21 protein-coding genes are annotated in these 22,013 nt (G+C 50.2%); 13 read left to right on the top strand and 8 right to left on the bottom strand.

Translation table 11 applies throughout. From position 1 onward, the window contains the following. Window positions 1-66 precede the first annotated feature (66 nt). The 8 genes from TOLA_RS10915 (at window position 67) to TOLA_RS10880 (ending at window position 9,166) form a co-directional block, all read left to right on the top strand. Complete coding sequence (locus tag TOLA_RS10915; protein ID WP_015879215.1) at window positions 67-531, top strand: DUF4357 domain-containing protein; 465 nt, start codon at window positions 67-69, stop codon at window positions 529-531. Between the two features lie 6 nt (window positions 532-537). Next, window positions 538-2,913, top strand: coding sequence for a DNA polymerase II (locus TOLA_RS10910; protein WP_015879214.1), 2,376 nt, complete (start codon window positions 538-540; stop codon window positions 2,911-2,913). Between the two features lie 178 nt (window positions 2,914-3,091). Further along, window positions 3,092-3,319, top strand: a complete 228-nt coding sequence (locus TOLA_RS10905; protein ID WP_015879213.1) for a FeoA family protein — start codon at window positions 3,092-3,094, stop codon at window positions 3,317-3,319. Further along, window positions 3,316-5,595 (top strand): Fe(2+) transporter permease subunit FeoB, encoded by a 2,280-nt coding sequence (feoB, locus tag TOLA_RS10900; protein ID WP_015879212.1) that lies wholly within the window; start codon window positions 3,316-3,318, stop codon window positions 5,593-5,595. The genes TOLA_RS10905 and feoB overlap by 4 nt, the downstream gene beginning before the upstream one ends. Further along, window positions 5,592-5,834 (top strand): FeoC-like transcriptional regulator, encoded by a 243-nt coding sequence (locus tag TOLA_RS10895; protein WP_015879211.1) that lies wholly within the window; start codon window positions 5,592-5,594, stop codon window positions 5,832-5,834. Before feoB ends, TOLA_RS10895 begins: the two co-directional genes overlap by 4 nt. An 85-nt stretch (window positions 5,835-5,919) precedes the next feature. Beyond that, window positions 5,920-6,477 carry a phosphodiesterase gene (gene yfcE / locus TOLA_RS10890; RefSeq protein WP_015879210.1) on the top strand — a complete coding sequence of 186 codons (558 nt, stop codon included), beginning with the start codon at window positions 5,920-5,922 and terminating at the stop codon, window positions 6,475-6,477. Between the two features lie 206 nt (window positions 6,478-6,683). Further along, window positions 6,684-8,144 (top strand): glycoside hydrolase family 32 protein, encoded by a 1,461-nt coding sequence (locus tag TOLA_RS10885; RefSeq protein WP_015879209.1) that lies wholly within the window; start codon window positions 6,684-6,686, stop codon window positions 8,142-8,144. A 14-nt stretch (window positions 8,145-8,158) separates the two neighbouring features. Beyond that, on the top strand, window positions 8,159-9,166 hold the full coding sequence (locus TOLA_RS10880) for a LacI family DNA-binding transcriptional regulator (RefSeq protein ID WP_015879208.1): 1,008 nt from the start codon (window positions 8,159-8,161) through the stop codon (window positions 9,164-9,166). On the opposite strand, the gene hdfR is transcribed toward TOLA_RS10880, so the two are convergent. The 5 genes from hdfR to nagB form a co-directional block, all read right to left on the bottom strand. Then, on the bottom strand, window positions 9,163-10,020 hold the full coding sequence (hdfR, locus tag TOLA_RS10875; protein ID WP_015879207.1) for an HTH-type transcriptional regulator HdfR: 858 nt from the start codon (window positions 10,018-10,020) through the stop codon (window positions 9,163-9,165). The two genes, TOLA_RS10880 and hdfR, sit on opposite strands and share 4 nt — an antisense overlap. Then, window positions 10,020-10,349, bottom strand: coding sequence for a MaoP family protein (locus TOLA_RS10870; protein WP_015879206.1), 330 nt, complete (start codon window positions 10,347-10,349; stop codon window positions 10,020-10,022). Before TOLA_RS10870 ends, hdfR begins: the two co-directional genes overlap by 1 nt. A gap of 164 nt (window positions 10,350-10,513) precedes the next feature. Continuing rightward, a complete protein-coding gene (locus tag TOLA_RS10865; protein WP_015879205.1) occupies window positions 10,514-11,728 on the bottom strand; it encodes an ROK family protein in 1,215 nt (404 codons plus the stop codon). Beyond that, window positions 11,725-12,876: an N-acetylglucosamine-6-phosphate deacetylase gene (nagA, locus tag TOLA_RS10860; protein ID WP_015879204.1), complete on the bottom strand. Its 1,152-nt coding sequence runs from the start codon at window positions 12,874-12,876 to the stop codon at window positions 11,725-11,727. Before nagA ends, TOLA_RS10865 begins: the two co-directional genes overlap by 4 nt. Window positions 12,877-12,886: 10 nt before the next feature. Next, window positions 12,887-13,687, bottom strand: coding sequence for a glucosamine-6-phosphate deaminase (gene nagB / locus TOLA_RS10855; protein ID WP_015879203.1), 801 nt, complete (start codon window positions 13,685-13,687; stop codon window positions 12,887-12,889). A gap of 187 nt (window positions 13,688-13,874) precedes the next feature. On the opposite strand from nagB, the gene nagE reads away from it, so the two are divergent. Together nagE and glnS are read left to right on the top strand one after the other, a co-directional pair. Beyond that, window positions 13,875-15,377 (top strand): N-acetylglucosamine-specific PTS transporter subunit IIBC, encoded by a 1,503-nt coding sequence (gene nagE / locus TOLA_RS10850; RefSeq protein ID WP_015879202.1) that lies wholly within the window; start codon window positions 13,875-13,877, stop codon window positions 15,375-15,377. Between the two features lie 212 nt (window positions 15,378-15,589). After that, a complete protein-coding gene (gene glnS / locus TOLA_RS10845; RefSeq protein ID WP_015879201.1) occupies window positions 15,590-17,251 on the top strand; it encodes a glutamine--tRNA ligase in 1,662 nt (553 codons plus the stop codon). A 78-nt stretch (window positions 17,252-17,329) separates the two neighbouring features. On the opposite strand, the gene TOLA_RS10840 is transcribed toward glnS, so the two are convergent. Continuing rightward, entirely contained in the window at window positions 17,330-17,554 is a 225-nt protein-coding gene (locus TOLA_RS10840; protein ID WP_015879200.1) for a SlyX family protein, read from the bottom strand. A gap of 170 nt (window positions 17,555-17,724) precedes the next feature. On the opposite strand from TOLA_RS10840, the gene fkpA reads away from it, so the two are divergent. Beyond that, entirely contained in the window at window positions 17,725-18,504 is a 780-nt protein-coding gene (fkpA, locus tag TOLA_RS10835; protein WP_015879199.1) for an FKBP-type peptidyl-prolyl cis-trans isomerase, read from the top strand. Here the strand turns inward: fkpA and TOLA_RS16380 are convergent. Then, on the bottom strand, window positions 18,494-19,033 hold the full coding sequence (locus TOLA_RS16380) for a GNAT family N-acetyltransferase (RefSeq protein WP_281054828.1): 540 nt from the start codon (window positions 19,031-19,033) through the stop codon (window positions 18,494-18,496). The genes fkpA and TOLA_RS16380 overlap by 11 nt on opposite strands. Window positions 19,034-19,108: 75 nt before the next feature. Between TOLA_RS16380 and TOLA_RS10825 the strand changes: the two genes are divergently transcribed. Continuing rightward, on the top strand, window positions 19,109-19,399 hold the full coding sequence (locus TOLA_RS10825; RefSeq protein ID WP_015879197.1) for a YciI family protein: 291 nt from the start codon (window positions 19,109-19,111) through the stop codon (window positions 19,397-19,399). Window positions 19,400-19,450: 51 nt separating this feature from the next. Here TOLA_RS10825 and TOLA_RS10820 read toward each other — a convergent pair whose 3' ends face one another. Continuing rightward, complete coding sequence (locus TOLA_RS10820) at window positions 19,451-20,608, bottom strand: CinA family nicotinamide mononucleotide deamidase-related protein (RefSeq protein ID WP_015879196.1); 1,158 nt, start codon at window positions 20,606-20,608, stop codon at window positions 19,451-19,453. 387 nt (window positions 20,609-20,995) lie between these two features. On the opposite strand from TOLA_RS10820, the gene metA reads away from it, so the two are divergent. Continuing rightward, window positions 20,996-21,943, top strand: a complete 948-nt coding sequence (metA, locus tag TOLA_RS10815; protein ID WP_015879195.1) for a homoserine O-acetyltransferase MetA — start codon at window positions 20,996-20,998, stop codon at window positions 21,941-21,943. Window positions 21,944-22,013 lie beyond the last annotated feature (70 nt).

The raw sequence follows: 22,013 nt of genomic DNA, 5'->3' as shown, positions 1-22,013 counted from the left end.
GTCATTCCGGCTAAAAAACGAGTATTAAATCAGTAGGATACCTACAGAAAATACGGGGAGTCACGGATGTTGAACAAACAGGTCAATTTTATCGTGGATAGTCAGGGCAACCGCGTTGCGGCGGTGGTTCCTATCGATATATTTGACGACTTAATGGTTCTGCAAAAAGCATTGATGACAAACAAACCCGGCGAACGGGAGTTATACCGTTTTCTGGTAAAAGATGCCGAGGCCAGTGGTTACCCGGTCGGACAACGTTATAAGCCCGGCTTTATGATCACTCAGGGATCGACCGCAACGCTGGAACAGGCGGGATCTTTGCGGCAGGCGGTGATCGATCTGCGTAATAATTTACTGGTGAAAGGCGTGCTGGTGCGCACTAAAGATAATTACCTTTTTACGGATGACTATCTGTTTAACAGCCCGAGTCTGGCTGCCAGTCTGATTGCCGGGAATAACCGCAGTGGTCTGGATGCCTGGAGTAACGATTCTGGTTTCACGCTGAAGAAATCCGGCTATGGGAAAAAATAGCAGCTGATGTTTATTACCCGCCAGACGGGGTTTCTGCTGACCCGGCAAAGTCGTGATGTCGCAGACCATGCTCAGGTGGAATACTGGCTGGCTACTGACGATGGTCCGGTTCGCCTGTTGCTAGATGGTGAGTTACTCAGCTTTTATCTGCCGCAACGGGATAAAGAGCGCGCATTAGAATTATTCCGCCAGCATCATCTGCATGGCCGTCTGCGTACCACCTCTCTGCTCACTTTCCAGCATGAACCGGTACTAGCTTGCTGTTTCCCGACGTTATCGGTCTATCACCGGGCCGTTGAATTACTGCGGCTGCATCAGATCGAAATTCATGAAAGTGACCTGCGTTTTGCCGATGTCTGTCTGATGCAGCGGTTTATCACTGCCGGTATGCGTTTCAGCGGTCATTACCGGCAACGGGCCGGCTTTCGTGAGATTAAGGTCACCGCGCTGGAACCTGCCGAGGTGACCCCCAAATTCCGTGTGTTGTCACTGGATCTTGAATGTGCCATGAGTGGCGAACTGTATTCCGTTGCGCTGTTGCTGCGGGAGCCGGATGGTCGTGAAATATCGCAGGTGATCATGGTCGGTGCTCCGCAACCCGCAGAGATGAATATTGAATGGGTGAATGACGAATTTTCGCTGTTACTGGCACTGGAGCGCTGGTGGTTACACCATGATCCGGATTTAATCATCGGCTGGAATGTGGTGAATTTTGATTTTCGTTTACTGCTGCGACGGGCTGAATTCCATAAGCATCCATTGCGCTGGGGCAGGGGGCAAAGCCTGATGCGCTGGCGTCCATCAAGAATGGATGATCAACAGGGACAACTGCTTCTGCCTGGCCGGATGGTGCTGGATGGTATTGAAGCCCTGAAATCAGCGACGTTCCGCTTTGAACGCTACGGGCTGGAGTCGGTAGCTCAGGAGCTGCTTGGCCGCGGGAAAGCGATTCATGATCCCGATGACCGGATCGCCGAGATCACCCGGTTATTTCATCACGATAAACCGGCGCTGGCACATTACAATCTGGAAGATTGCCGGCTGGTACTGGAAATTTTCGATAAGTGTCACTTAATTCCGTTTCTCTGTTTACGTAGCCAGCTGACCGGGCTGGAACTGGATCGCTACGGCGGTTCAGTGGCTGCTTTTACTAATCTGTATATTCCCCGCTTACATCAGGCTGGCTTTGTTGCACCGAACTTACCGTACGGCGCGGTTGCTACCTCACCCGGCGGCTACGTGATGAATTCACTGCCCGGTTTTTACCATGATGTGCTGGTGCTGGATTTTAAAAGCCTGTATCCCAGTATCATCCGCACCTTTCATATTGATCCGCTGGCGTTAGTGCACGGCTTACAGGAGCCGGAAGAGGAGACCATTCCGGCTTATGTTGGCGGCCGCTTTTCGCGGAAACATCATATTCTGCCCGGCTTGATCGATCATCTGTGGCAGGCGCGGGAACAGGCTAAAGCGGACCATGATCAGCCACGCTCACAAGCCATCAAGATCCTGATGAATGCGTTCTATGGGGTGATGGGCTCAGTCGGCTGTCGTTTTTTCGATCCGCGACTGGCTTCCGGTATCACGATGCGCGGGCACTGGATCATGCAGGAAACCCGCACCTTTATTGAGTCGCATGGTTATACCGTCATTTATGGCGATACTGATTCAACGTTTGTCTGGCTCAAAAACCGTGTCAGTCCGGAACAGGCGCAGCAGATTGGTAAAACACTGGTAACGCAGATCAATCAGTGGTGGCGGGAGCGCCTGAAGCAGGAGATGCAGCTCAATTCCTGTCTGGAATTGCAGTTTGAGCGTAATTATCACCGTTTTCTGATGCCGACATTACGGGGAACCGAACTCGGCAGCAAGAAGCGTTACGCCGGGCTTTGCCATGAAAATGGCGGGGATAAACTGGTCTTTAAGGGGATGGAAACGGTACGTTCCGACTGGACGGAGCTGGCCAAGATGTTCCAGACCGGACTCTATGAACGTATTTTTCAGGAGCAGGATCCGCGGGAGTTTATCCGGGAAACCATCGAAAAAACACAACGCGGTGAACTGGATGAATGTCTGGTTTACCGCAAACGGTTACGTCGCAAACTCGACGATTATGACAAAACGCAGCCGCCGCATGTACGTGCCGCCAGACTGGCTGATGAGATCCGCCGGCAGCGGGGATTGCCGCCGCGTTATCAGCACCGAGGCTGGATTGAATATGTGATCACCACGCAGGGTCCGGAGCCGGTGGCCTACCAGCAGCATCCGCTGGATTATCAGCATTATATTGAGAAACAGCTCAAACCGGTGGCCGATGCCATCCTGCCTCATATTCATCTGCACTTCGATCAAATCGTCGATACGCAGCTGTCATTGTTTTAATTAATTCGTCTTTGTTTCCATAATGTTGCAAAAATGTATGCCATATGTAATGGCATGTTTTTTGATGAACATATCTATCGGAAAAAAGGATTTTCCTCACAAAAAACACTTTATTTTGCGGGGAGAATCATTACACTGAATCTTATTAATAATGATTCTCAATAACTGGTGGTTAGGTATGTTACTGTCTGAATTAACACCGGGACAAACAGCCCGCATAGTGAGCCTGGCGCAACTTGAACCAGCCATAAGACGCAAACTGATGGCGATGGGTGTATTACCTTCGTCTGAAGTCCGTTTTATCCGGCAGGCGCCGATGGGTGATCCGCTGCAAATCGCGACATCCAGCATTACACTATCGATTCAGACAGCCTTAGCCCGTTTAATAGAGGTGCAAGCCGTATGAGTCATCACATCGTCACAGTCGGTAATCCTAACAGCGGGAAAACATCCCTTTTCAACGCGCTGACCGGTGCCAACCAGCAGGTCGGTAACTGGAGCGGGGTCACGGTTGATAAAAAGACCGGCCAATTTCAGTTTGAAGACTATGCCTATGAGCTGGTCGATCTGCCGGGTATTTATGCTCTCGAGAGCCGTGACAGTTCTATCGATGAACAGATCGCCTTCCGTTATGTGATGAATAATAAGCCGGATCTGGTGATCAACGTGGTTGATGCCAGCAGTCTGGAACGTTCGCTGCTGCTGACATTGCAACTCCGGGAACTGGGGCTGCCAGTGCTGGTGGTGCTGAACAAATACGATGTACTGAAACGCCGGAACCAGTCTATCGACACGAATAAACTCAGTGAAAAGCTGGGTTGTCCGGTTGTCGCGCTGTCTGCCTATAACCGCCAGGAAGTGCTTTCATTTAAAGCTATTTTGCCGGCACTGATTGAACAGACGCAGGCTACTCAGGCATTAGCGCTGACTTATGGTGAAGAAATCGATGTGCTGGTGAACCAGCTTGCATCACAGCTAAACCATCCGCATTTATCGGCTCGTGGTTGTGCACTGCGTCTGCTGGAGCAGGATCCGGTGGTTGAAGAATCGATGGCCGGGCAGATCTCCGGTTCAGCGATGCAGCAGGTTGCGCACTTACAGAAAGCGCAGGATCTGGATCTGACGCTGGCAGATGCCCGCTTCAGCTATGTCTATAACGAATGCCGTCCGACATTGCGTCAGCATGGCAAACTGAGTCAGAAACGCAGTGAACAGCTGGATAATCTGCTGCTGAACCGCTGGTTAGGTCTGCCATTCTTTCTTGGCATGATGTATCTGATGTTCCTGTTTGCCATTAATCTCGGCAGCGCATTTATCGACTTTTTCGACATTCTTGCCAGCGGTATTTTTGTCGAAGGCTCCCGCGTGCTGTTTGAACACATCGGCTTACCAGAATGGCTGATTTCATTGCTGTCTGATGGTTTTGGCAGTGGTATCCAGACGGTTGCCACCTTTATTCCGGTGATTGGTTTCCTGTATATGTTTCTGGCGGCGCTGGAAGCATCGGGTTATCTGGCCCGCGCCGCCTTTGTGGTGGATCGCCTGATGCGTTATCTGGGTCTGCCGGGTAAGGCGTTTGTGCCGATGCTGATGGGTTTTGGCTGCTCGGTGCCTGCGTTCATGGCAACCCGTACGCTGAATTCAGAACGTGAACGTATGCTGACCAATGCGATGGCACCGTTTATGTCCTGTGGTGCGCGTTTACCGGTTTATGCGCTGTTCGCGGTGGCATTTTTCCCTGAATCAGGCCAGAACGTGGTATTTGCGCTGTATCTGCTGGGTATTCTGGCGGCAGTCTTTACCGGTCTGGTACTGCGTAACACGATCCTGCCGGGCAAGAGCGAATCTTCCATCATGGAGATGCCGGATTACGAATTGCCACGTCTGAGCTATATCTTCCTGAAAACCTGGCAGCGCCTGAAGATCTTCATCCTGGGTGCGGGCAAAGTGATTGTGTTGCTGGTAGCCGTACTGAGTGTATTTAACTCCATGGGCACTGATGGTTCTTTCGGTAACCAGAATAACGGTAAATCACTGCTGGCTGTGGCTGCTCAGAAAGTAACACCGGTGTTATCACCGCTGGGTATTCAGCAGGACAACTGGCAGGCTACTGTCGGTATCATTACCGGTATTTTCGCGAAAGAAGCCGTGGTTGGTACGCTGAACACGCTGTATCAGTCTGATGCGACTGGTGAAGAAGATGCTGCTGAATTCAGCCTGTGGGCAAAAGTGACAGAAGCTGTCGAAACGATTCCGGCTAACCTGGCGGGTATCAATGTCAAAGACCCGGCCGGGCTGGATATTGGTGATATCACCGATCAGCAGGCGGCGGCAGAAAGTCAGGAAGTTGATGTTTCTATCTATGACAACATGCAGCAGCATTTTGCCGGTGCGGCTGGGGCATTTGCTTACTTGTTGTTCGTGCTGCTTTACATGCCATGTTCTGCGGCGATGGGGGCTTTGTTCCGTGAATCAGGTCGTAACTGGGCAGTTTTTGTCGCCATGTGGTGTAACCTGCTGGCGTTTGCTGCATCGACACTGTATTTCCAGGTGGCAACATTTAACAGTCATCCGACCACCAGTTTATTCTGGATCGTGTTCTACGTTGGCGGCTTCCTGTTACTGACTCTGGGAATGCGTCACCGTGGTGACATTCTGCTGAACAAGAAGGTGCTGATATGATCCTGCGTGATATTGCTGATTGTCTGCAGCAGCAACAACGTATGACCGGGCGCGAACTGGCCCGGCAGTTTCAGACCTCGGAAGATGCCATTGATGCCATGATTGGTGTCTGGATGCGCAAAGGGCGGGTGCGTAAAGTATCCGCCGGTGGTTGCAGCGGTAGTTGCTGTGGCCAGCGCAGTGAGATTTACTACGAATGGCAGCCGGAAGGATTGATCGGCTTCATTCAGAAAAACTAACCTCTGAACGCGTCCGGCATTGCTGGGCGCGTTGCTTTTTGACGCCTATAATGGTTCCTCTCTGCATTGTTATGAGGTGCCCGTCATGCTCTCCCTCGCGATTATTTCTGATGTTCACGGCTGTTATCCATCCCTGCAAAAAACGCTGCAACATGCGGAACAATTTCATCCGGATTATTATCTGCTGCTGGGCGATGTACTGAATCATGGCCCGCGCAATCCGGTGCCGGAAGGATATGCGCCACCTGAAGTGGCTGCGTTACTGAATCCGCTACGGGAAAAAATTATTGCGGTAAGAGGCAACTGCGACAGCGAAGTGGATCAGATGTTACTGCAGTTTCCCTGTCTGGCGGCACACAATCAGCTGCTGCTTGGCGGTCGGCGCTGGTTTATGACGCATGGCCATCTGTATGAAGCGAGTGAGTTGCCTTTGGCAGCGGGGGATGTGCTGCTGAGTGGCCATACGCATATTGCCGGCATCGATCTGGATGAAAAGGGCATTTACCGGATCAATCCCGGCTCGATCACTTTCCCGCGCAATGGTGCTGAGGCCAGCTATGCGGTATACGCCAATGGTGAATTGCAGATTATCGGACTGGACAGCCATCAGGTACTAGCAAGATCAGACTTCCGGACTAAGTGATACGGAGATACTCCCCGCTGGCTGAATTTTATTTTCTGAAACTCACTGTAACGCTGTTTGTGAGTTTCAGCATGCTTTACACCTTATTTTCATCATTTCTCTGCTTTTATCCACGTCATAGGCGTATATTTCGCCAAAATATAGTCATCAGTAAACTCACCTTTATGTAACTAATTTTTGTTACATATCTTTTATCCGGAGCTGCTATGTTAGCCGAAAAACACTACCGTCCGTTGTTCCACTTTGCGCCGGCTTTTGGTTGGCTGAATGACCCGAATGGCCTGGTTTATAAAGATGGTGAATATCATCTGTTTTATCAGTATTACCCCGGCGACAGCGTCTGGGGACCGATGCACTGGGGACATGCGGTAAGTACCGATCTGCTGTCATGGACGCATCTGCCGATTGCACTTGTGCCTGATGAACTGGGGATGTGTTTTTCCGGTACAGCTGCTGTTGATAAGGGTGACAAGTCCGGTTTGTTTGGCGGAAAAGATGGCTTGCTGGCCTATTACACCATTGCGGCCGAGAAGCTGCCGGATGATGTGGACTTTCCGCAGAGCCAGGGGCTGGCATACAGTGCGGATAACGGTCGTCACTGGACAAAATACAGTGGCAATCCGGTTATCCCTAATCCCGGTCTGCAGGACTTCCGCGATCCGAAAGTGTTCTGGCATGAACCTTCGCAGCACTGGATTATGGTGGTTACGCTAGGGCAAAAAGTGGGCATTTACCGTTCTGCCGACGCCAAAAACTGGCAGTTCAGCTCTTCTTTCGGTGAAGGCCATGGCGCGCATGATGAGCGGGCGTGGGAATGTCCGGATCTGTTTGAAATCAAGGTAGAAGGGCAGAGCGAAAGTCGCTGGATCCTGATCGTCGGGGTTCAGCGTGAGGCTTACATTGCGGGCTCAGGCACCCAGTATTTTGTCGGCCGGTTCGATGGGGAACATTTCAGCAACGACAATACGCCGGAAACTGTACTGTGGCTCGACTATGGCCGTGATTTTTACGCCACGCAAACCTGGGCAGATATTCCGCAAGCTGACGGGCGTCGTCTGGCGCTTGGCTGGATGAGCTGCTGGCCTTACGCCAACCATTTGCCGACGCAGAGCTGGCGTTCAGCGATGAGCATTCCGCATGAATTAACCCTGAAACCAACCGATGACGGTTTGCGGATACATCACGCCTTTATCCGTGAACTGAAAAATACTCTGGCGGATAATCATCAGTTATACGGTATGTCATGCGCAGCGCCGGCATCACTGTTTGATATTGAATGGACCGAAGCCTTACAGATCAAACTGGCGGTATCGCTGGAAGATAACAGTTCTCTGATGCTGTCTCCCATGCAGGGCACGCAGTTGATTCTGACAGCACAGAATAATGAATTGGTGCTGCAGTGTTTACGTCAGGGGGCTTACGGTAATGAAGCTTACGATCAGGGTTTCCCGCATGATTATGTGATCCGGTTAGGTGTTAACCGTAAATTGACGCTGGAGTTGTTACTTGATCGCTGCTCGGTCGAATTGCTGGTGGATGAAGGGCGTTATTCCATCACTAATCTGGCATTTCCGGAACAAGGGCCGGAACACACATTGCGTGCTGAATTAACAACCGGGGCGGTTGTGGCGGATGCCGAATGGCATTTGCTGACCCCGGGCAAATAAGATACGGAACATAAATGGCTACGATAAGAGATGTTGCTCAATTAGCGGGGGTGTCAATTGCCACGATTTCCCGTGTATTGAATAATTCCGATAAGGTTTCACCCGATACCACTGCGCATGTGCGCGCCGTGATTAAAGAATTGGGTTATGTCTATAGTCCGCCGCTCGGCAACCGCCGGGCTGGTGCGGATCGCCAGTTGTTGTTTGCGATTATTCTGCCTACGCTGGCAAACCCCTATTTTTCCGAGTTGCTGGATATAGTGGAACAGGAGGCTCAATACCTCGGCCGGGCCTTGCTGGTGTTTAATTCGCGTGGAGACGCCCAGCGGGAACTGTCGCTGCTGAATGCCTGCCGGCAATACAAGATTGATGGTTTGTTTATTATTCCCTGTTCCCGTGGTACAGAGCATCTGATGACGATCAGTAATCAGCCATTTCCGATCGTGGCTCTGACACAACTGGTGCCTGGCATGACCAGCGTTGCGGTTGATCATATCGAAGGGGGTGCCCAGATTGCAGAACACCTCGTGAGTATGGGACACACGAACATTGGCTATCTTGGGGCCATTGATGAGACAGAGCAGAAGTTTGGTGGTTTCCGAGACAAACTGGCAGAGTTAGGCGTACCGCTATCTCCGGATAATATTATTCAGACGCCGGCACTCACCGCGGTTGAACTGGCGGATCGCTTTAAAGAATATCTGGATAACCATCCGTCACTGCCATTCTCGGCGATTTTTGCTTTTAACGATGTGGCCGCACAACAGGTGATGGATGTGTTGCTGCAGCGCGGTTATCAGATCCCGGAGCAGATACAGGTCGTTGGCTTTGATAATACCCTGCTGGCGCAGGTGATGAATATCAGCAGCGTTGCTCAGCCAATGCGTGAAATCGGCCGTTTAGGCTGTCAGGAGATGATACGGCTGATCGAAGGTAAAGAGATGGACACGCATCATCTAACCCTGTCACCACGTCTGGTATTGCGTAACAGTTCCGTCAAGGTCAATAAGCGTAAGTTTTAAGCGGACAGGGTGCTCAGACGCAGCGGACGGTTCAGCAGTGATTCAATATGTGGCTGTTGTTCGCTGCCGGTTCGGTAGGCGAGATAAACCGGGCGGAGCAGCACTTGTACGCCTTCCACGAAATGCAGTTCGCCATTTTTCAGGTGACTGGCGATGAGATGCTGTGGCAGATAAGCGACACCGCCATGTTTCAGCAGATGATGTAATGCCTGCTGAGCCGAACTGGTCTGCAGTGTAGGCATTCGTTGCAATAATTCCGCAGGAACTGTTGCCGAACCCATGTTGGTGTTCCAGTCGGGCCAGATCACGGCCTGTTCTGTCAGCATGCTGGTATTCAGACCAGAAGTCCGGCTGACCAGACACAGCTGAAATTCACCAACCTGCTGAACGCTCACTTCATCAATCTTGCTTGGTTCGGTTATTACCGCCAGATCGAGCGAGCGCTCCAGTAGCTGCCGGCAAAGCTGTTCACGATTCCCTGTTTCCAGCCGCATGGCCTGATTCTGCTGTTCACTGAACCAGCCATCCAGCCATTGCTGTAATCCCATTTCCCAGCAGACCTGCGGTGCTCCGATAACGAGCTGATGCTGCATAGCATCATCTCTGATCAAAGCCTGCTTGGCTCGGCCCAGGGTCTGCAGTATCGTTTCTGCATAGGGGAGGAGATGTTCACCCGAGAGAGTGAGCTGGATATTATTGCGATGGCGGGCGAAAAGACTGACCCCCAGCTGCTGTTCCAGCTGGCGGATACGAAAACTCACCGCCGATTGTGTGAGATACAAATTCTCGGCGGCGCGTCCGAAGTGACGGGTTTTGCTGACCTCAATAAAAGTGCGCAGCAGATCCGTGTCCATTACTCCAGTGACTCTTCTACCGTTTCGAAGCTGCCTTCGTCTCCGTTAGAAGTGCACAGACGGTGTACGCGGCGCGGGCCGATCACCTTGACATATTTCAGCCATACTTTAGCGAACGGGTTACCAGCGGCGTCGCCAGCTTTTACGCGTTCAACAAAAGCAGCTTCAACATCATCTTTTGGCTCTCTTTTGCCTTGGTACAGTTCCATCATGGCATGTCCATGGCGTTCCAGCAGATCACTCTCACCAACAGTAAAGTTACCGCTGCGGCGAATGCCACGTGGGAAGTGCTGCAGATCGTTAAAACGTTTTTCTGATTCAAAGCTCATGGTGTATGAGTACCTCTGTTATTCCATCGCGGGGAAGTATGTTCAGCATCGCGCATACTTAAAAATCGAGTTTTTTTTCTTTATGATAAATTATTTTTATCGATGATAAATGTTACGTCTAAGTGTATTTTTCTTGTACTGTTTGATAGCTATAGGTAATTCATTCAGGGTTGCATGATCCGCTGTAACAGGTCGCTTTCGTGCAGAGCCCGCTTCACTAATGCATAGCCACCCATCGTGCCTTGCCCCTGAAAATGAGCTTGGTCTAAATGTAGCTCATGATGAAAATTGGGCAGCGACTGGCGTTGAATTTGCTGCAGTAATGCAGGAAACAACACCGTAGCACTTTGTACGATTTCGCCGGCCAGCAGGATCTTTTCCGGATTAAACAGATTGACCAGTATTGCCAGTACACGACCCAGATTTTCCCCGGCCTGACGTATTATTTGTACGGCGACCGGATCATGCCGGATTGCAGCCTGACAAATTTGTTCAATAGTCAGATTTTCGTTTTGCAGCGAACTGGTATGGCCTTTAGCCAGCATGGCTCTGGTCTGGGCAATGATCGCCTTATTGGAAACCATCGTTTCCAGGCAACCAAAATTGCCGCAGTGGCAGTGTTCGCCGAACGGATCAATCTGGATGTGGCCGATTTCACCTACGTTACGGTTCCTGCCGAGTAACAGCTGTCCGTTGCTGATAATGCCGGCACCTGCACCATGATGAATACTGACCAGAATGAAATCCTGACAGCCTTGGGCTGCACCCAGATAGTATTCTGCCAGCGCCAGCGCCCGGGTATCGTTACCAATATAGATCGGCAGATCGGTTATGGATTGCAGCCGTTGCGCCAGTTCCAGATTGGCGATCTGATGATTCGGCGAATAAAGTACAGTACCGGTCTGCGGATCAACCAATCCGGCCATGGTAATGGCTACCGCAATAAATTTTTGTTTGTTTCGGGCTATCTGCAACTGTTGCTGAATGGCTTGCTGCAGTGCGGCCACAATTCCTTCCGCATCATGCTGTAACAGGGTACTGACGGTATGCTGATGAATCGCACCGGACAGATCCATAACGCTGCAGTGCAGTTCTTCCCGGCCCAGACGGCAGGAGATAAACAGAAAAGCGGCCTGCTCGGTGGTCAGGGAAATAGCAGGGCGGCCACCGGTTGAAGCTTGCTGTGCGACTTCCTTGATCAGTCCGTGTTCCAGCAACTGGCGGGTGATATTAGTGACGCTGGCCGGAGCCAGCGCACTGATCTGAGCAATATCCACACGCGAGATCGGGCCTTGTGTATCAATTAAGCGATACACTAATGCTGCATTGACCTGCTTTAGCAGTTCATGATTGGCAACCCGTTCTCCGTGTGAACTCATTCGACATCCTTTGTCCAGTGTCCGTTTACCATGGTGTTCATGATCTTGAATTCTTTAGTGAACAACGTCAGGTTGGCGACGTATCCCGGCTGAATCGCACCTAGTTTATCTGCCTCGCCGATAGCCCGGGCAGGATAAAGTGTTGCCATGCGCACCGCTTCATCCAGTGGCAAACCCGCCTGTTCCACTAATAACTGCACACCTTCTACCATGGTCAGGGCCGAACCACCAAGTGTTCCGTTACTATCTTCACAGCGACCGTTGCGTAAAAAGACTTCTGCGCCACAAAAATCAAACTTTTCGAAGCCTTCCGGTGGCATGGCTGCCGCTGTAGCGTCTGTCACCAGACACAAACGTTCGCCCATGACTTTTTTCGCCAGCCGGACGTTGGCCCAGTGCACATGGAAGCCATCCGCGACCACACCGGTATAAATATTATCACGGTCATAAATTGCACCAACAATGCCCGGTGTCCGGCCATTTTCAGTGGCTGTCATGGCATTATATAAATGGGTAGCAAAGCGTATGCCAGCATCAAATCCCGCCATCGCCTGTTCATAGGTTGCAGCGGAATGACCTATGCTGACCGTCACGCCGGCATCAGCCAGCTGACGGATATGCCGCGGCTGATTAAGCTCCGGCGCCAACGTGAGTTTTTTCAGCCAAGGTGCCTGCTGACACAGATAAGCAATCATCTCGTCGGAAGGCTGACGCAGCTGTTCTTCCGGATGAATCCCGCGGCGTTTCGGGTTGGTATACGGCCCTTCCAGATGCATGCCCAGCACCTGATGCTGGTGTTGCTGCATAAACTGTCTGGTGGCGGTGATAGCTTGCTGAATGACTTCATCGCTGTCACTGATCAAAGTAGGCAGAAAGCTGGTGGTGCCGGAGCGCAGATTGGTACGCTGCATGTGTGCCAGCGTGGCCACATCCGGCGTGTCATTAAACATCACCCCGCCACAGCCATTCAGTTGCAGATCGATAAAACCGGGGCAGAGCAGGTGACCCTGCATATCTTGTTGCGGCAGATCAGCCGGAAGCACTGCCTGTGGTAACAGCGCGACCACTTTTCCCTCGGCAACCACAACGGCTGTATCCGTCAGCCGTTGATAACCAGTCAGGAGTACACTGTTACAAAGCGCGTACATGTTTTTCTCCTTAATATTTTGCTAATTCCGGGGCTTCCAGCTGCTGGAAATAACGCAGCGTTTTTACTTTCAATTCCATCGTTGCGGCTTCATCGCAGACAATCAGACCACGCGGATGCAGTTGCAGTGCAGAAACTGTCCACAAATGGTTCACGCTGCCTTCTATGGCCGCTTGTACTGCCAGAGCCTTGTTGTGTCCGGTGGCGAGGATCAGGATCTCTTCCGCATCCATCAGTGTACCCACACCAACCGTCAGGGCGAGTTTTGGCACCTGATTTATGTCGTTATTAAAGAAGCGAGCATTATCGATCAGCGTTTCCTGTGTCAGGGTTTTAATCCGGGTACGGGAGCGGAGTGAAGACGCCGGTTCGTTAAAAGCGATATGACCATCGCTGCCAACACCGCCGAAAAACAGCTTAATACCACCCAAAGTGGTGATCTTGGCTTCATAGGCCGCACATTCTGCCAGCAGATCTGAGGCGGTACCATCCAGAATATTGATGTTTTCTCTGGGAATATCGATGTGATTAAAGAAGTTATCAAACATAAAACGATGATAACTCTGCGGATGGTCCGCGCTTAAACCAACATATTCATCCATATTGAACGTGACCACATTGGCGAAGCTGACTTCACCCTGCTGGTACAGTTTGATCAGTTGTTCATAGGTCGTCAGAGGGGTGCCACCGGTTGGCAAACCCAGCACGAATGGACGTTCCGCAGTTGGTGCGAACTGATTGATGCGGTCAGCAATATAACGGGCAGACCATAAACCAACCTGAGCTTTATCTTTTAACGGCAGCATACGCATTTTTGTGTTTCTCCATGAGGTCTTACTACTTATTTTTAATTGTGAATAAACATCCCGATTATTGCAATTGCGAAGCGCGATATTTTTACGAAAATGAGCTTTGTGTGGCGCGAATCACAGAACTTAGTTTGTATCTTAAACTAAGATAATTGTGGGGCTGCACAAATGCACTTATGGAGAGGAACACATGAATATACTGGGTTATACGCAAAAACTCGGCAAAGCCATCATGCTGCCGATTGCGATACTGCCGGTAGCGGCAATTCTGCTGCGACTGGGGCAGGCAGATATGCTGAACATACCCTTTATGGCTCAGGCCGGGGGAGCCATCTTCGGACAATTGCCGTTACTGTTCGGTATCGGTATTGCCATTGGTTTATCAAAAGATGATGCCGGTGCTGCCGGCCTGGCCGGTGCGGCAGGGTATCTGGTGCTGACCGAAGCGGCGAAAACCATCAATCCCGAGATCAACATGTCGTTCTTTGGCGGTATTGTGGCGGGTATTGTTGCTGGTCATGTTTATAACCGTTTCCACGCGACCAGTTTGCCGGCATATCTGGCGTTTTTCGGCGGTAAACGACTGGTGCCGATCATGACCGGTCTGATCTGTCTGATACTGGCCGGTATCAGCGGGGTTGTATGGCCGGCCATTCAGCATGGTATTGATACCTTCGGTCATGCAGTGGCGAATTCCGGCGCGATTGGTGAGTTTGCCTATGGTTTGCTGAACCGCGGCTTAATCCCGGTCGGCTTACACCATGTCATGAACTCGATTTTCTGGTTCGGCCTTGGTGAATGTACCAAAGTGACCTATGAACTGGGTTCCGTAATACAGAACGTCTGTCTGGCACCGGATGTTGTTGAAACCCTGACTGTTGGCGGCGCGGTGCCGGGTGTTGATGGTGGCATCATTAAAGAAATTGCTGCTCAGGCGGCGCGCGGTGACCTGAACCGTTTCTTTGCCGGCGATCATACTGCGGGCGTCTTCATGACTGGTTTCTTCCCAATCATGATGTTTGGTCTGCCTGCTGCGGCATTTGCCATGTATCTGGCGGCACCGAAAGATCGTCGTGCCCAGGTGGGTGGTTTGCTGCTCTCTGTTGCGCTGACCGCATTCCTGACCGGTGTTACCGAACCACTGGAATTCATGTTCATGTTCCTGGCACCGGCGCTGTATGTTGCTCATGCAGTCTTGACCGGGGTCTCGCTGGTGGTGACCAATGCGCTGGGCGTACTGCACGGTTTTGGTTTCTCAGCCGGGTTGTTCGACTTCGTCATCAACTGGGGGCTGGCCACAAAACCGGCGTTACTGCTGGTGATTGGTCCGGTATTCGGTGCGATTTACTTCACCGTGTTCTATACCGCCATCAAATGGTTTGATCTGAAAACACCGGGTCGTGAAACAGACAGTGATGACGTACAAACCTTTACCGGTGCATCTAAAGATATGCAGACGTTGGCCAACAACTATCTGGTTGCATTGGGCGGTGAAGAAAACCTGACCCAGATTGATGCCTGTATCACCCGTCTGCGTCTGTCAGTCCGTGATATGAAACAAGTGAATGAGAAAGCATTAAAAGCGCTGGGAGCCAGTGGCGTGGTGAAATTAAATGCCACTAACCTGCAGGTGGTGCTTGGTCCACAAGCTGAAATTGTGGCCGGCGCGATGAAAGCAGCCATTGCCGGTTAGGTAAATCCGTTCATATCCGCCACTGTCCGGTCTGCCGGCAGTGGCTTTGTTTTGTGTGGCAAATCATCTTTTTGCACAATAGTTAGACAATCTGAAGCTGCTTTCGCTATTCAAACTTTTGATTTGGTAAATACCTATTGAGCGCAGTGTCATAAATATGGATGATACTCGGTTAACGTATACAAAAAGATACTCACTATCCGAGGTGAATGATGACCCAAGCGGAGCATCGACCAACCAATTTTATCCGTCAGATCATTGATGAAGATCTGGCCAGCGGCAAACACAGCTCTGTAGCAACTCGTTTTCCACCAGAGCCTAACGGTTATTTGCATATCGGCCACGCCAAATCTATCTGCCTGAATTTCGGTATTGCCCGTGATTATCAGGGAACCTGTAACCTGCGTTTCGACGATACCAATCCGGTAAAAGAGGACGTGGAATATGTTGAATCTATTCAGCGTGACGTGCAGTGGCTGGGGTTTGAGTGGAATGGTGCGGTACGTTATTCCTCGGATTATTTCGATCAATTACACGCTTATGCAATTGAACTGATCAATAAAGGTCTGGCTTATGTCGAAGAACTGACCGCCGAGCAGATCCGCGAATACCGTGGCACGCTGACTCAGGCCGGTAAAAACAGCCCGTTCCGTGATCGCAGTGTAGAAGAAAACCTGGCGCTGTTTGAAAAGATGAAAGATGGCGGCTTCAAAGAAGGTGAAGCGTGCCTGCGAGCCAAAATAGATATGGCATCGTCTTTCATGGTGATGCGCGATCCGGTTATCTACCGTATCAAATTTGCCGAACATCATCAGACCGGTAACAAGTGGTGCATCTATCCGATGTATGACTTCACCCACTGTATTTCGGACGCACTGGAAGGCATCACGCACTCTATTTGTACGCTGGAGTTCCAGGATAACCGCCGTCTGTATGACTGGGTTCTGGATAATATCTCTATTCCTTGTCATCCACGTCAGTATGAATTCAGCCGTCTGAATCTTGAATATGCCATCATGTCCAAGCGTAAGCTGAATCAACTGGTGACTGAAGGTGTTGTTGAAGGGTGGGATGATCCGCGTATGCCGACTGTTTCCGGTCTGCGTCGTCGAGGTTATACCCCGGAAGCTGTGCGTGAGTTCTGCAACCGTATCGGTGTAACCAAGCAGGACAACACCGTTGAAATGAGTGCGCTGGAATCCTGCATTCGTGAAGATCTGAACGAGCGTGCGCCACGTGCGATGGCAGTATTGGATCCGCTGCGTGTTGTGCTGGAAAATTATCCGGAAGATTTGGTTGAAGAACTGAACATTCCGAACCATCCGAATATTCCTGAAGCGGGTGAACGTCTGGTGCCATTCAGCCGTGAGATTTATATTGATCGCGCTGATTTCCGTGAAGAAGCCAACAAGCAATACAAACGTCTGGTGATGGGTAAAGAAGTGCGTCTGCGCCACGCTTATATCATTAAAGCAGAACGCGTTGAAAAAGATGCGGAAGGCAATATCACCACCCTGTATTGCAGCTGCGACCGTGACACGCTGGGCACCAATCCGGCCGATGGTCGTAAAGTGAAAGGTGTTATCCACTGGGTATCAGCTCCGCATGCGCTGGATGCGGAAGTGCGTCTGTATGATCGTCTGTTCAGTGTGGCAAATCCGGGCGCAGCCGAGGATTTCCTGAGCACGATCAATCCGCAGTCACTGCGCATTGTGCCACATGCGAAACTGGAACCATCACTGCGTGATGCCAAACCGGAATTTGCATATCAGTTCGAACGTGAAGGCTATTTCTGTGCGGACAGCAAACTGTCATCCGCAGAGAAACCGGTGTTCAATCTGACCGTTGCATTGCGTGATACCTGGGTTGGTTAAACGCCGTCCAGGACTGCAAACAAAAAACGCCGGGTGTTAAATCCGGCGTTTTTATATCTGAATTTCATCTGCCCGTTATTAATAGTGCGGGGGCGGGGTCTCTTCACTCTGACTGGCCACCTGGCTGACGACCATCTCTTTCATCCGGTTGATCAGCAAGCTCATCTGATGGCGTAATTTGTCCAGATCCTGCTGTTGCAGGGTCAGTGCCTGGTTCAATATTTCAATGGTATCATCCTGAAAAGCCAGCCGGCTTTCCAGCTGCTCGATACGTTCATTAAGCTCATTTATCTGCTGTAACATTGTTTCACTCTTCATCTGTCATCTGACGCATTATATGCCTTATCATTTTTCTCACAATTACCTTTATTTGCCTGTTGTTAGATTACAACTGGCGGTAGTATAAAGCGCTTGCTTAGATAGCCTCTCGTTAATAAAAACAGAGAGCCGGATTTGTTCTCGTGGAGAAAATAATGAAAAAAATGATCAAGATGTCTTTGTTGGCGGTTGCAGTGACAGTATCTCTGGCAGCTTGTCAGAAAGAAGAAGTAAAAGCGCCTGTTGCTGACAAAGTTGAGCTGAAAACATTCGAACAGCAATCAGCCTATGCGATTGGTCTGTCTATGGGACGTTACATCAATTCTACTCTCTCCCGTCAGCAGGATTTGGGTGTAAAACTGGATAACGAATTGATTCTGGACGGCGTAAAAGACGGTCTGGCGAAAAAAGCCCAGATGAGCGATGCTGATATTGAAAAAGCACTGAAAGCATATGATCAGAAGATCAACGAAGCTGCTACCAAGAAAGCAGAATCTGATGCCAAAGCAAGCTTAGACAATGGTAAAAAATACCTGGACGATAATGCCAAGAAACAAGGCGTTACCGTAACCAAATCCGGTCTGCAATACGAAGTATTGACGATGGGTACTGGTGAAAAACCAAAAGCGACCGATGAAGTTCGCGTTCATTATCTGGGCACACTGACTAACGGTACTAAATTCGACAGCTCTTATGACCGTAAAGAACCAGCTGAATTCCCGCTGGATCGTGTTATTCCGGGCTGGACCGAAGGCGTGCAGTTGATGCCGGTTGGTTCTAAATTCAAATTCACTCTGCCAGCTAACCTGGCTTACGGTGAACAGGGCGCTGGTTCTATTCCGCCAAACTCTGTACTGGTGTTTGAAGTAGAACTGCTGGAAATCGTGAAAGATCAGGCGAAACCAGCAGAAGCTGCACCTGAAGCTAAGAAATAATATTTGAGCTTCTTCCGGCACTGCTGTTTGTGTAGTGCCGGATGCCTTCCTTATTCGTCTCATCCGTTCCCGCTAATCTCATGCCAATCCGTTGTAATAAAGCCTGTGATGCCAGATTACTGCTGTGGCTGTTGGCCGTAATAATGCTTTGCGGGTAGAGCGCCAGCCAATGTTGCATGACGGCGGTAACCGCTTCCGTCATTAACCCCTGTCGCCAATACATGGGTTGTAACCAGTAACTGAGATCGTCACATTTTTCTTCGGCATAGTTCTCTTGTCGCTGCAAACTCACCAGACCTATCAGATTTTCTTCTGCTGCACGCCGTATTGTGTAACAACAACCGTTACCGCTCTGATGCTGTTTTTGCTGTGAAATGACCCAGCGAAGTAACTGCATATCAGAGACCGGCATCTGGCAGCCGACGCTGGCCTGCACAAAAAGAGGGTCATTCACGATAGTGCTGATCCCGTTCACATCCCTTAATTCTACAGGTCGTAAACATAACCGGATTGTGGATAGCGGTGGCATCATGCAAATAACTGGCTGATACTGAATACAGAGTTAAATTGATAATAACCCGGATTGTCGGAGCGGAGGTGCAATATGTTCATTATTTCCCTGACGTATAAAGTCGATATCGCACAGATTGAAGCACATATGGATGCACATAAAAAATATCTGCAGGAACAGTATGATGCCGGTCATTTCATCGCTTCCGGACGTAAAGTTCCAAGAACGGGCGGGATTATTCTGGCGCGTTCAGAAAGTCTGGAGACACTGGAGCCGCTTCTGGCTGCAGATCCATTCCATCTGCATAAACTGGCAGACTATGAAATTACCGAATTCATGCCGACCATGGTCGGTGATGAATTCCGCAATTTACTTGGCGTCTGAAAGGGTTAACAGCTCCGGTTTTGCTGCCGGAGCTGCTGTTTACCGTGAAAATTAAGGCCGGTGCGCACTGGCTGTGCGTTGTAGTGTCTGATATTCACCTAACACGGGCTGTTCCAGCAGATAACGTCGCAACATATCTTGTGCGGCGAACGCGACAATGCGGTGTTGCAATGAAACATCCAGTGTTCTGATATATAACGTCTGTGCCCAGCCATGCAGACCATTCCACAATGCGATTGGATACTGCTGATCTTTCGCTGTGCCGACCGCCAGTGTTAAACGGGAATGATGCTGGATGTGCTGTAGCAATTCATCGGCGCTATCCGGTAAATGCTGGTGATAATCAGCGCAAAGCTGAGGAATAGCCGGTGCCAGCTGAGTTAACAGCTCACCACAGGTACTGCCTTCCAGAATTTCCAGCGAACCAGGCAGCAATTCTGCCAGTTTTGCCGGCATATCCAAGGTATCGGTTGCTACCAGATACGGGGTGATCACCGAAAGCAGTTGTTTTTCCGCAGTGGCAAAATCAGCATCACCATGCTGGCTGATCAGCTTCATCTCAATCGTCGGCATGGAAGAACGATAGCCGAGTTCGATATGTTCAGGCCAGGTTAATGGATCGAGCTGGTCACTCAGCGCAGATTCAGAAATACCAAATGTGAAGTAGCGACGAACCACGGCTGCGCCGGAAGGGTATTTTTGTTGCAGATCCGGGATGATCTGCTGCTGCACCATTTGCTTGAATTCATTCGGAACGCCCGGTGTGAAATAGCAGATGGCTTTGTTGATTTGCAGTTTAAACCCACAGGCGGTGCCAATCGGGTTATCCAGCACGGTTGCACCCTGCGGTAACATTGCCTGCTTACGGTTGCTGACCGGCATCACACGCCCGCGGGCGGTAAATTTCTGTTCCATATTGGCCAGCCAGTCGCTGTTCAGTTCCTGCGGAACACCAGTAACCTGAGCTACTGCATCTGTGGTTTTATCGTCAGATGTGGGGCCTAAGCCGCCATTAAAGATGATCACATCGGCTATCAGACTGCGTTCGTGTAATACATCAGTTAAATCATCCATACGATCGCCAACGGTCTGACGACGGCGCACCTGCCAGCCTTTTTCCAGCAATTGCATACTCAGCCAGGATGCATTGGTATCAACGGTGAAACCGGTAAGGACTTCATCACCGGTCGTAATAATTTCAATGATCATTATGGTACCAATATGTTTGATGAGGCATTTTCATGCTGACAATCAGTTACTGTTGGCCCCGATTGAGGAGCCAATAGTAACTAATGCGGGTTTGCCGCAGATTATTTCCGGCAAACGAGAAGATAATCATACTCGCCTGCGGCTCTGATTCAATTTCCTAAATTAATTTCGTCACTGCATTGCGCGGTCTCGCCGGTTCATCATCAGGCCAGATCCCATTTTAATCATGTGATTCAGACAGAATATTTTGCAGCAATGATCGTTGTTATTTCGGCCAACGTAATTCTGGATAGGGCGATCAGAAGGGGATCTTGGTGACAGATCTCACAGGATGGTGTAGATTTCCGGATGTCCAGACGTTTTTACTGATAGATGTGGGAGCAAGTCATGCCAATCAAAATTCCCGACCAATTACCTGCTGCAGGTGTGCTGACCGAAGAGAATATCTTCGTGATGACAGACAGCCGCGCTGCGCATCAGGATATCCGGCCATTAAAAGTGTTGTTACTGAACCTGATGCCGAAAAAAATTGAGACGGAAATTCAGCTGATGCGCATGCTCTCCAATTCGCCATTGCAAGTGCTGGTGGATTTATTGCGTATTGATGATCGCGAATCAAAAAACACACCGAGGATCCATGTTGAAACCTTTTATCAGGATTTTGATCAGATAAAAGATAACAAATATGATGGTCTGATCATCACCGGTGCTCCGCTGGGGTTGGTGCAGTTCGACGATGTTGTGTATTGGGACACGCTGATTAAGATCATTGAGTGGTCGAAGAAAAATGTCACCTCGACGCTGTTTCTCTGCTGGGCGGCACAAGCGGCTCTGAAAGTGTTATACGGGCTGGAAAAACAGACCCGTGGTGAGAAACTGTCAGGCGTCTATTATCACCACAAGCTGGAACAGCAGGATCCGCTGGTTCGTGGTTTTGATGATGTTTTTCTGGCACCGCATTCCCGGTATGCCTCTTTTGAAGGCGACTTCATCCGCGCTAACACCGATTTGCGGATTTTTGCTGAATCAGAAGAAGCGGGTGTTTATCTGGCTGCAACGAAAGACTGTCGTCAGGTGTTCGTCACCGGGCATCCTGAATACGACGCCGAAACGCTGCATCATGAATATCACCGTGATCTGACCGCCGGGATCAATCCGAATGTGCCGGCAAATTATTATCCGGGCAATGATCCGGCCAGGCCGCCATACCATAGCTGGCGTAGTCACGGACATCTGTTATTCTCTAACTGGCTGAACTACTACGTTTACCAGCTTACGCCTTATGATCTGGATACTCTGGATCAGAAAGCCGGGGGCGTGGACTGGGAAATTTAGTCTGGTCACAATACAAATCTGGTAACAATAGAAAATAGCACAACACTGCGCCGGCATGGATGTCGGACAG

The sequence above is a fragment of the Tolumonas auensis DSM 9187 genome, from assembly GCF_000023065.1.
Classification (GTDB): domain Bacteria; phylum Pseudomonadota; class Gammaproteobacteria; order Enterobacterales; family Aeromonadaceae; genus Tolumonas; species Tolumonas auensis.
Note: the sequence above shows the minus strand (reverse complement) of the source record. Positions and strands in the feature narration are given on the sequence as shown.

Bases quoted from the DNA above. Each gene is read 5' to 3' on its own strand.
- TOLA_RS10915 (WP_015879215.1), top strand. From the start codon at position 67: ATGTTGAACAAACAGGTCAATTTTATCGTGGATAGTCAGGGCAACCGC.
- TOLA_RS10910 (WP_015879214.1), top strand. From the start codon at position 538: ATGTTTATTACCCGCCAGACGGGGTTTCTGCTGACCCGGCAAAGTCGT.
- TOLA_RS10905 (WP_015879213.1), top strand. From the start codon at position 3,092: ATGTTACTGTCTGAATTAACACCGGGACAAACAGCCCGCATAGTGAGC.
- feoB (WP_015879212.1), top strand. From the start codon at position 3,316: ATGAGTCATCACATCGTCACAGTCGGTAATCCTAACAGCGGGAAAACA.
- TOLA_RS10895 (WP_015879211.1), top strand. From the start codon at position 5,592: ATGATCCTGCGTGATATTGCTGATTGTCTGCAGCAGCAACAACGTATG.
- yfcE (WP_015879210.1), top strand. From the start codon at position 5,920: ATGCTCTCCCTCGCGATTATTTCTGATGTTCACGGCTGTTATCCATCC.
- TOLA_RS10885 (WP_015879209.1), top strand. From the start codon at position 6,684: ATGTTAGCCGAAAAACACTACCGTCCGTTGTTCCACTTTGCGCCGGCT.
- TOLA_RS10880 (WP_015879208.1), top strand. From the start codon at position 8,159: ATGGCTACGATAAGAGATGTTGCTCAATTAGCGGGGGTGTCAATTGCC.
- hdfR (WP_015879207.1), bottom strand. From the start codon at position 10,020: ATGGACACGGATCTGCTGCGCACTTTTATTGAGGTCAGCAAAACCCGT.
- TOLA_RS10870 (WP_015879206.1), bottom strand. From the start codon at position 10,349: ATGAGCTTTGAATCAGAAAAACGTTTTAACGATCTGCAGCACTTCCCA.
- TOLA_RS10865 (WP_015879205.1), bottom strand. From the start codon at position 11,728: ATGAGTTCACACGGAGAACGGGTTGCCAATCATGAACTGCTAAAGCAG.
- nagA (WP_015879204.1), bottom strand. From the start codon at position 12,876: ATGTACGCGCTTTGTAACAGTGTACTCCTGACTGGTTATCAACGGCTG.
- nagB (WP_015879203.1), bottom strand. From the start codon at position 13,687: ATGCGTATGCTGCCGTTAAAAGATAAAGCTCAGGTTGGTTTATGGTCT.
- nagE (WP_015879202.1), top strand. From the start codon at position 13,875: ATGAATATACTGGGTTATACGCAAAAACTCGGCAAAGCCATCATGCTG.
- glnS (WP_015879201.1), top strand. From the start codon at position 15,590: ATGACCCAAGCGGAGCATCGACCAACCAATTTTATCCGTCAGATCATT.
- TOLA_RS10840 (WP_015879200.1), bottom strand. From the start codon at position 17,554: ATGTTACAGCAGATAAATGAGCTTAATGAACGTATCGAGCAGCTGGAA.
- fkpA (WP_015879199.1), top strand. From the start codon at position 17,725: ATGAAAAAAATGATCAAGATGTCTTTGTTGGCGGTTGCAGTGACAGTA.
- TOLA_RS16380 (WP_281054828.1), bottom strand. From the start codon at position 19,033: ATGCCACCGCTATCCACAATCCGGTTATGTTTACGACCTGTAGAATTA.
- TOLA_RS10825 (WP_015879197.1), top strand. From the start codon at position 19,109: ATGTTCATTATTTCCCTGACGTATAAAGTCGATATCGCACAGATTGAA.
- TOLA_RS10820 (WP_015879196.1), bottom strand. From the start codon at position 20,608: ATGATCATTGAAATTATTACGACCGGTGATGAAGTCCTTACCGGTTTC.
- metA (WP_015879195.1), top strand. From the start codon at position 20,996: ATGCCAATCAAAATTCCCGACCAATTACCTGCTGCAGGTGTGCTGACC.